The organism is Peterkaempfera griseoplana (genome assembly GCF_001418575.1).
In the GTDB taxonomy this organism is placed as follows: domain Bacteria; phylum Actinomycetota; class Actinomycetes; order Streptomycetales; family Streptomycetaceae; genus Peterkaempfera; species Peterkaempfera griseoplana.
Genome location: NZ_LIQR01000456.1, coordinates 1 through 6,915 on the forward strand (window position 1 = coordinate 1; position 6,915 = coordinate 6,915).

5 protein-coding genes and 1 pseudogene are annotated in these 6,915 nt (G+C 73.0%); 3 read left to right on the forward strand and 3 right to left on the reverse strand.

Annotated elements, in window-relative coordinates:
* Together AOK09_RS29585 and AOK09_RS29590 are read left to right on the forward strand one after the other, a co-directional pair.
* Positions 1-1,661 (forward strand): 1-deoxy-D-xylulose-5-phosphate synthase N-terminal domain-containing protein (locus AOK09_RS29585; RefSeq protein ID WP_055590306.1); only part of this gene is annotated, 1,661 nt, incomplete at its 5' end.
* Positions 1,651-3,081: an aspartate aminotransferase family protein gene (locus AOK09_RS29590; RefSeq protein WP_055590307.1), complete on the forward strand. Its 1,431-nt coding sequence runs from the start codon at positions 1,651-1,653 to the stop codon at positions 3,079-3,081. The genes AOK09_RS29585 and AOK09_RS29590, both read left to right, overlap by 11 nt.
* A 310-nt stretch (positions 3,082-3,391) precedes the next feature.
* On the opposite strand, the gene AOK09_RS29595 is transcribed toward AOK09_RS29590, so the two are convergent.
* Positions 3,392-4,216, reverse strand: coding sequence for a pentapeptide repeat-containing protein (locus AOK09_RS29595; protein WP_055590308.1), 825 nt, complete (start codon positions 4,214-4,216; stop codon positions 3,392-3,394).
* Between the two features lie 411 nt (positions 4,217-4,627).
* On the opposite strand from AOK09_RS29595, the pseudogene AOK09_RS42660 reads away from it, so the two are divergent.
* Positions 4,628-5,118, forward strand: a pseudogene (locus AOK09_RS42660) (extracellular solute-binding protein); the annotation flags it as partial.
* Positions 5,119-5,215: 97 nt separating this feature from the next.
* On the opposite strand, the gene AOK09_RS29610 reads toward AOK09_RS42660, so the two are convergent.
* Together AOK09_RS29610 and AOK09_RS29615 are read right to left on the reverse strand one after the other, a co-directional pair.
* On the reverse strand, positions 5,216-5,590 hold the full coding sequence (locus AOK09_RS29610; RefSeq protein WP_055590311.1) for a hypothetical protein: 375 nt from the start codon (positions 5,588-5,590) through the stop codon (positions 5,216-5,218).
* A gap of 351 nt (positions 5,591-5,941) precedes the next feature.
* Positions 5,942-6,379: a hypothetical protein gene (locus AOK09_RS29615; RefSeq protein ID WP_157876086.1), complete on the reverse strand. Its 438-nt coding sequence runs from the start codon at positions 6,377-6,379 to the stop codon at positions 5,942-5,944.
* Positions 6,380-6,915: the final 536 nt, after the last annotated feature.

The following is a 6,915-nucleotide window of genomic DNA, read 5'->3' on the forward strand; positions in this document are numbered from 1 at the left end:
TGGCCAAGGCCAACCAGCTGCTCGGTCACCACGACCGCAGGGTGGTGGCCGTGATCGGCGACGGGGCGCTCACCGGCGGCATGGCCTGGGAGGCGCTCAACAACATCGCCGAGGCCCACGACCGTCCGCTGGTGATCGTGGTCAACGACAACGAGCGCTCCTACGCCAGGACCATCGGCGGCCTCGCCAACCACCTGGCGACCCTGCGCACCACCCAGGGCTACGAGCGCTTCCTCGCCTGGGGGCGGGAGGCCCTGCAGCGCACCCCGGTGGTCGGCAGGCCGGTGCTCGGGGCACTGCACGGCGCCAAGAAGGGCTTCAAGGACTCCTTCGCCCCCCAGGGCATGTTCGAGGACCTCGGCCTGAAGTACATCGGCCCCATCGACGGCCATGACACCGCGGCCGTCGAGTCCGCCCTGGAGCGGGCGCGCGGCTTCGGCGGCCCGGTGATCGTGCACTGCCTCACCGAGAAGGGCCGCGGCTACGGCCCCGCCGAGAAGGACGACGCCGACCACTTCCACGCGGTGGGCGCCATGGACCCGTTCACCTGCCTGCCGCTGTCGCCCTCCAAGGGCACCTCCTGGACCTCGGTCTTCGGCGACGAGATGGCCGCCGTGGGCCGCGACCGGCCCGACGTGGTGGCGATCACCGCCGCCATGCTCCAGCCGGTGGGCCTGGCGAAGTTCGCCGAGGCCCACCCGGACCGGGTCTTCGACGTCGGCATCGCCGAGCAGCACGCCGCGGTCTCCGCCGCCGGGCTCGCCACCGGCGGGCTGCACCCGGTGGTCGCCGTCTACGCCACCTTCCTCAACCGGGCCTTCGACCAGGTCCTGATGGACGTCGCCCTGCACCGCCTGGGCGTCACCTTCGTCCTGGACCGGGCCGGTGTCACCGGCAACGACGGCGCCAGCCACAACGGCATGTGGGACATGTCCGTCCTCCAGGTCGTCCCCGGCCTGCGGCTGGCCGCCCCGCGCGACGCCGACCAGCTGCGCGCCCAGCTCCGCGAGGCGCTGGACGTCGACGACGCACCCACCGTGGTCCGCTTCCCCAAGGCGGAGGTGGGACCGGTCATCCCCGCCGTGGAGCGCATCGGGACGCTGGACGTCCTGCGGCGCACCACTCCGCCGGGCGGCAGCCCCGCCGACCCGCCGGACGTCCTGCTGGTCGCCGTCGGCTCCATGGCGCAGCCCTGCCTGGACGCCGCCGCCCTGCTCACCGCGGAGGGCCTGAGCGCCACCGTGGTGGACCCCCGCTGGGTCAAGCCGGTCGACCCCGCCCTCGCCCGCCTGGCCGCCGGCCACCGTCTGGTGGTCACCGTGGAGGACAACGGCCGCACCTCCGGCGTCGGCTCCGCCGTCGCCCAGGCCCTGCGCGACGCGGACGTGGACATCCCGGTCCGTGAACTCGGCATCCCCCAGCGGTTCCTGGCGCACGCCGGGCGTGGTGAGATCCTCAATGAGATCGGGCTCACCGGCCCCGGCATCGCCGCACAGACCGCCGCCTTCGTCCGGGGGCTGCGCCCCGCAGTCCGCGCGGGCGCCGTCCGCGGCGGCGGCTCGGGCGGCTCCGCCGCGTCGGCCGGCCGGGTCCCCGTACGCCGCAACCGCACCGCCGAAGCCGCCCGCACCCGAGGAGGGGACCCGCACCGTGGCCTCTGACACCGTCTCCGCACCCAGGACCCCCGAGTCCAGGGAGGACGCCGGATTCGACCTGGCAGACCTGCTCGCCCGGCGCGGCGCGGAGCGCTACGAACTCCAGGAGCGGCATCTCAACCCGCAGCTGCCGCGGATGCTGCACACCATCGGGTTCGACAAGTTCTACGAGCGGGCCGAGGGCCCGTACTTCTACGACGCCGACGGCAACGAGTACCTGGACATGCTGGCCGGGTTCGGCATCTTCGCGCTGGGCCGCCACCACCCCGTGGTGCGCCGTGCGGTGCAGCAGGTGATGGACCTGGACCTGCCCGACCTGACCCGCTTCGACTGCTCACCGCTGCCGGGCCTGTTCGCCGAGAAGCTGCTCTCCCACACCCCGCACCTGGACCGGGTCTTCTTCGGCAACAGCGGCACCGAGGCGGTCGAGACGGCGCTGAAGTTCGCCCGCTACGCCACCGGCCGGAGCCGCATCCTCTACTGCGACCACGCCTTCCACGGCCTGACCACGGGCTCGCTCTCGGTCAACGGTGAGGCCGGCTTCCGCAAGGGCTTCGACCCGCTGCTGCCGGACACCCCGCTGCCGCTGGGCGACCTGGCTGCGCTGGAGCGCGAGCTGCGCCGCGGCGACGTCGCCGCGCTGATCGTGGAGCCGATCCAGGGCAAGGGGGTGCATGCGACGCCTCCCGGGTGGCTGAGGGCGGCCCAGGAACTGCTGCACAAGCACAAGGCGCTGCTGATCTGCGACGAGGTGCAGACCGGGATCGGCCGCACCGGTGACTTCTTCGCCTACCAGCACGAGGAGGGGGTGGAGCCGGACCTGGTCTGCGCCGCCAAGGCCCTCTCGGGTGGCTATGTCCCGGTCGGGGCGACCCTGGGCAAGGAGTGGATCTTCCGTGCGGTCTACTCCTCCATGGACCGGGTGCTGGTCCACTCCGCCAGCTTCGGCTCCAACGCCCAGGCCATGGCGGCCGGTCTGGCCACCCTGCATGTGATGGAGGACCAGCAGATCGTCGCCCACGCCCGGCGCGTCGGCGACCTCTTCCGGGAGCGCCTGGCCGCGCTGGTGGACAAGTACGAGCTGCTGGCCGACGTCCGCGGCCGGGGACTGATGATCGGCATCGAGTTCGGCAAGCCGCGCTCGCTGAAGCTGCGCACCGGCTGGGCGGCCCTGCAGGCGGCCCGCAAGGGGCTCTTCGCCCAGATGGTGGTGGTGCCGCTGATGCAGCGTCACCGGATCCTCACCCAGGTCTCCGGAGACCATCTGGAGGTCATCAAGCTGATCCCGCCGCTGGTCGTCACCGAGCGCGACGTGGACCGCTTCGTCGACGCCTTCACCGATGTGATGGACGACGCCCACCGGGGCAGCGGGCTGATGTGGGACTTCGGCCGGACGCTGGTCAAGCAGGCCGTCGCCAACCGCTGAGCCGCGCCGGACGCCGGTCGTACCCGGCTGGGGGTTCTCCGGCCCTGTCCCGGCGGGCGGCCGGGGGCGGAGCGATGGACGCGTCAGCCGGGCCGTCGTCGCCGCCCGACGGCGAGGCGTCTCCGCAGCCTCTGCAGCGGGGCTTCTGCGTACGGGGGGTGGCGAAGCAGGACGGGGACCGGAGCCGGGTCTGTCCGACCGCCCGGTCGCCCCCGCCCGGTGCGGTCCCGACGTGGGGGAGGAGCCCCCGGGCTCGGCGGGTGCCTCCGCCCGGGCACTCTGCCGCGCCCAGGCGGGACGGAGCGCCCCGCTACCAGTGCGCGGGACGGCCCAGAGCCTCCGGCACCCTGGTGGTGCCGTCCCCCCTGGCCGATTCGAGCTGGGAGCGGGTGAGGAAGAGCGCCCCGGTGAGATCGGCTCCCGAGAGATCGGCGCCGCGCAGGTCGGCACCGGTCAGATCGGCGCTGCGCAGGTCGGCGCCCCGGAGGTCGGCACCTATCAGCAGGGCGCCGCGCAGATTGGCGCCCCCCAGGTCCGCGCCTTTGAGCCGGGCTCCGGCGAGGTCGGCGCCCCGCCGGTTCCTGTGGCGGCCGCCCAGACCGGCCCGCGCCAACTCGCTGGCCCGCAGCAGCAGATCGCCGACCTCCCGGCGGTGCGGTGCCACATCCAGGCCGGCGACCTCCTCCGCGGTGCCCCGGGTGAGGGCCGCGGTCCGCTCCAGGGCCGCGCTCAGCTCGGCGTGGAGGGGGCGGGCCGCGGGCAGGGCAAGTGCTTCCTCCAGGTACCACAGCAGTTCATGGAGCTGCCGCATCACCGGGAAGACCTCGAACATCAGGGGAGCGGTGCCGGGGGCCTGCCGCCAGTCGCGGCCGCCGAAGGTCACCTGGGAGACCTGCTGGCCCGCCCCGAAGCAGTCGAAGACCGTGCAGCCGGAGAAGCCCCGCTCGCGCAGCCGGGAGTGGATGCCGCAGCTGAAGTCCGCCTGCAGCTTGCCGCACGGACGGCCGGCGTCCTTGTTCACGGCGAAGTCGGAGGAGGCGGCGAAGGGCAGGGCGACGCAGCACAGCGCGAAGCAGCTGCCGCAGTCGGACTGCAGCGACGGTCGCGGGGCGGGGTGCTGCTCGGGCGCGGTCACTACGGGTGCTCTCCCCTGCTTGTCTGCGCCGGGCGGTGCGGTGACGCCGGGACACTCTATCCGCGCCGGGGCGCGCGCCCCCGGCGCGGGAACGGCCGGCCGGACCGTGCGGAGCGCAGCCGGCGAGGGTGCCCGTCGGGTACCGGTCGCGGGCCGTCGTGGTGCGGCACCGGTGAGCGCGGGTGGACGGGTGCAGGACCGCCTGTGGGGTGACGCCTCAGGAGCCGTGGCCGCCGGACCGGACGAGGCGGACGGGCGGAGGGGAGCGGGCGGTGTGCCTCACCCGGGACGCCTCCCGGCGTACCGTAGCGGCCGGAACCCGACCCGGCGCGGTCCGGCGGGAGCGCCCAGTCGGGGGGACACCTTCTGGAACGGCGACACGACCACGGTCAACGACCCCAGGAACGTCGCGGGTCGTACCAGAACCACATCGACACCCTGGGCAGGGACAAGATCGACGGTGTGCCGCTGCCGCCGTCCGCACCCGGCTCGCCGCGCACCGCGGTGTCCAACCCGGTGGACGGCATGGGCCTCTTCAAGAGCAGCAGGAACAAGGACGCGGCCTGGAAGTTCATCGAGTTCGCGCCTCGCACAGCGAGAACAGCTACTGGGACGAGAAGGCCGGCTCCATTCCGGCCAACACCGATGCGGCGGCCGACGCCTGGATCAAGGACTCCAGGCCCACCCGGGTGGCGCAGCAGGCCGTGAACGACCCCGGCACCAGGATCGTGCAGCTGCCGTACTACCTGCCGGAGTGGAACTCGGCCGGCAAGGGCGAGACGGAGCCGGTCTTCCAGAAGCTGCTGCTGGGCGAGGTGAGCGCCAAGGACTTCTGCGACCAGTTCGAGGAGAAGCTCAACAAGGCCCAGGCCGACTGGAGGCAGCGCAACGGCAAGGGCTGAGCCGTGGTGTGCGACCGCGGCCGGTCCGGGTGCGGGCGGGGCCGCCACCGGAATCCTCCCGGTGGCGGCCCCGCCCGCACTGCCGCAGTGGACCGTCTCAGATCTCCAGGGTCTCCTCGAGCTTCCGTGTGATGTGCCGGGCCATCGCCAGATTGGCCCGGTGCCGGTCCAGCGCGAGATAGATGAAGATGCCCTTGCTGCTGCGGTGCGTCAGCGGCCGGATCAGGTGGTACTGGCCGGTGAGCGTGATCAGGATGTCCTCGATGGTCTCGTTGTGGAGGTTGAGCATCTCCATGGTGCGCATCTTGGCCCGGACCACATCGGTGTTCCCCGCGGCGGCGACGTTGAGGTCCAGCTCCTTGGTGCTGCCCAGGGTCCCCAGGGCCATGCCGCTGCTGTAGTCCACCAGGGCGACACCGACGGCCCCCTCGATGGTCATCGCTTCCTTGAGTGCCGTTTCCATGTTGGTCATGGTTCTGAGAGTCCTCCGGTTGGTGCGCCGGCTCGGCCGGACTAGGGGCCGGCCCGGCGGGTCGGCAATGCAGGGGGCCGGCCGCCGACGGAAGTGCGGCGGACCGGTCCGAGCACTGGTGACCCTAGGGACAGGACCACCCGGCACATGCCAGTTGGCGAATCTTGAATGACTTGAAGCAATCTCAGACCGGAGGAGATCGAAAAACACTCTGACTTTTTCGAGTGAGCGCCCGGGAGGGCCCGGTACGAGTGAGTGGCGGATTCCCCGCGATCGCATCACCCGAACGAATTAATCGGACGGCAGGGTGCCCCGGGCCGCACCGCCCGGGGCACCGCGCGCCGTACCGGCTCACTTGGAGGACTGCTGTTCCCTGCGGTGGCGGCGCCACACCGACTGGGCCACGTCCAGTGCGGCCCCCACCGAGAGCACGAAGCAGGCGATGGCCAGCCCCACATAGACGGACCGGCTGCCGCCGCTCGCGAGGGAGGCGATGAAGGCGAGGATCGCCGCGGCCACCAGCAGCAGCGGCGCGAAGACGCTCGCCAGGAAGATCCGGATGTCCGACAGGCTGCGCCCGCCGGGCGTCGGCAGCCCGGGGCGGCTGCGGCGCCGGCCGGTGATGTCGTAGGTCAGGTGCGGATCGGGCAGCTGGGTGTCCGTCACCTGCACATTGCGGCGGCGCCCGGGGGTGCCGGGGCCCTCCAGCGGCATGCCGTGCGGTGAGGTGCGCGGGGCGTCCGCGCCGCCTGCCGCGCCGCGGTCGCGATTAGGGATGTGCTGCCGCATGGTCTCGTCGCCTCCAGCGTCGTGGTCCAGGGCCGGGGCGTCCGGATCCGCGCCGCGCGCAGCCCGCGACCACCCACTGACCGACTACCCGGTTCCACGGTGCGGACACGGAGCGGAGCGCACCATTCCGGATCGGCCCGGCAAGGACTCACCCAGTCGGGTGAAGGCGGCCGCGCAGGGCGAACCGCCCCGCGCGGCAAGGGCCCCCGCCGTGTCACCGTGGCCGGAGAGACCCCTCGGCGCCGTGCCCCCACCGCGCGACCGACCGGCCACTCAGCATGCACCCACCCCTCGGCGGCCGCTGCACGGCTGCTCCCGCCCGGTCCGCGCACCGGTTCGCCGCCGTACTCGCAGGAGGTCCGTTCATGATCCGCGCCATCGCCGTCGTGGTCCCCGCCAGGGACGAGGAGCGGCTGCTCGGCGGGTGCCTCGCCGCAGTGCGCCGCGCGGCCCGCCATCCGGGACTGCGTGGCGTCCCGGTGAGCCTGGTGGTGGTCGCGGACACCTGCCGCGACCGCACCGCCGCCATCGCCCGC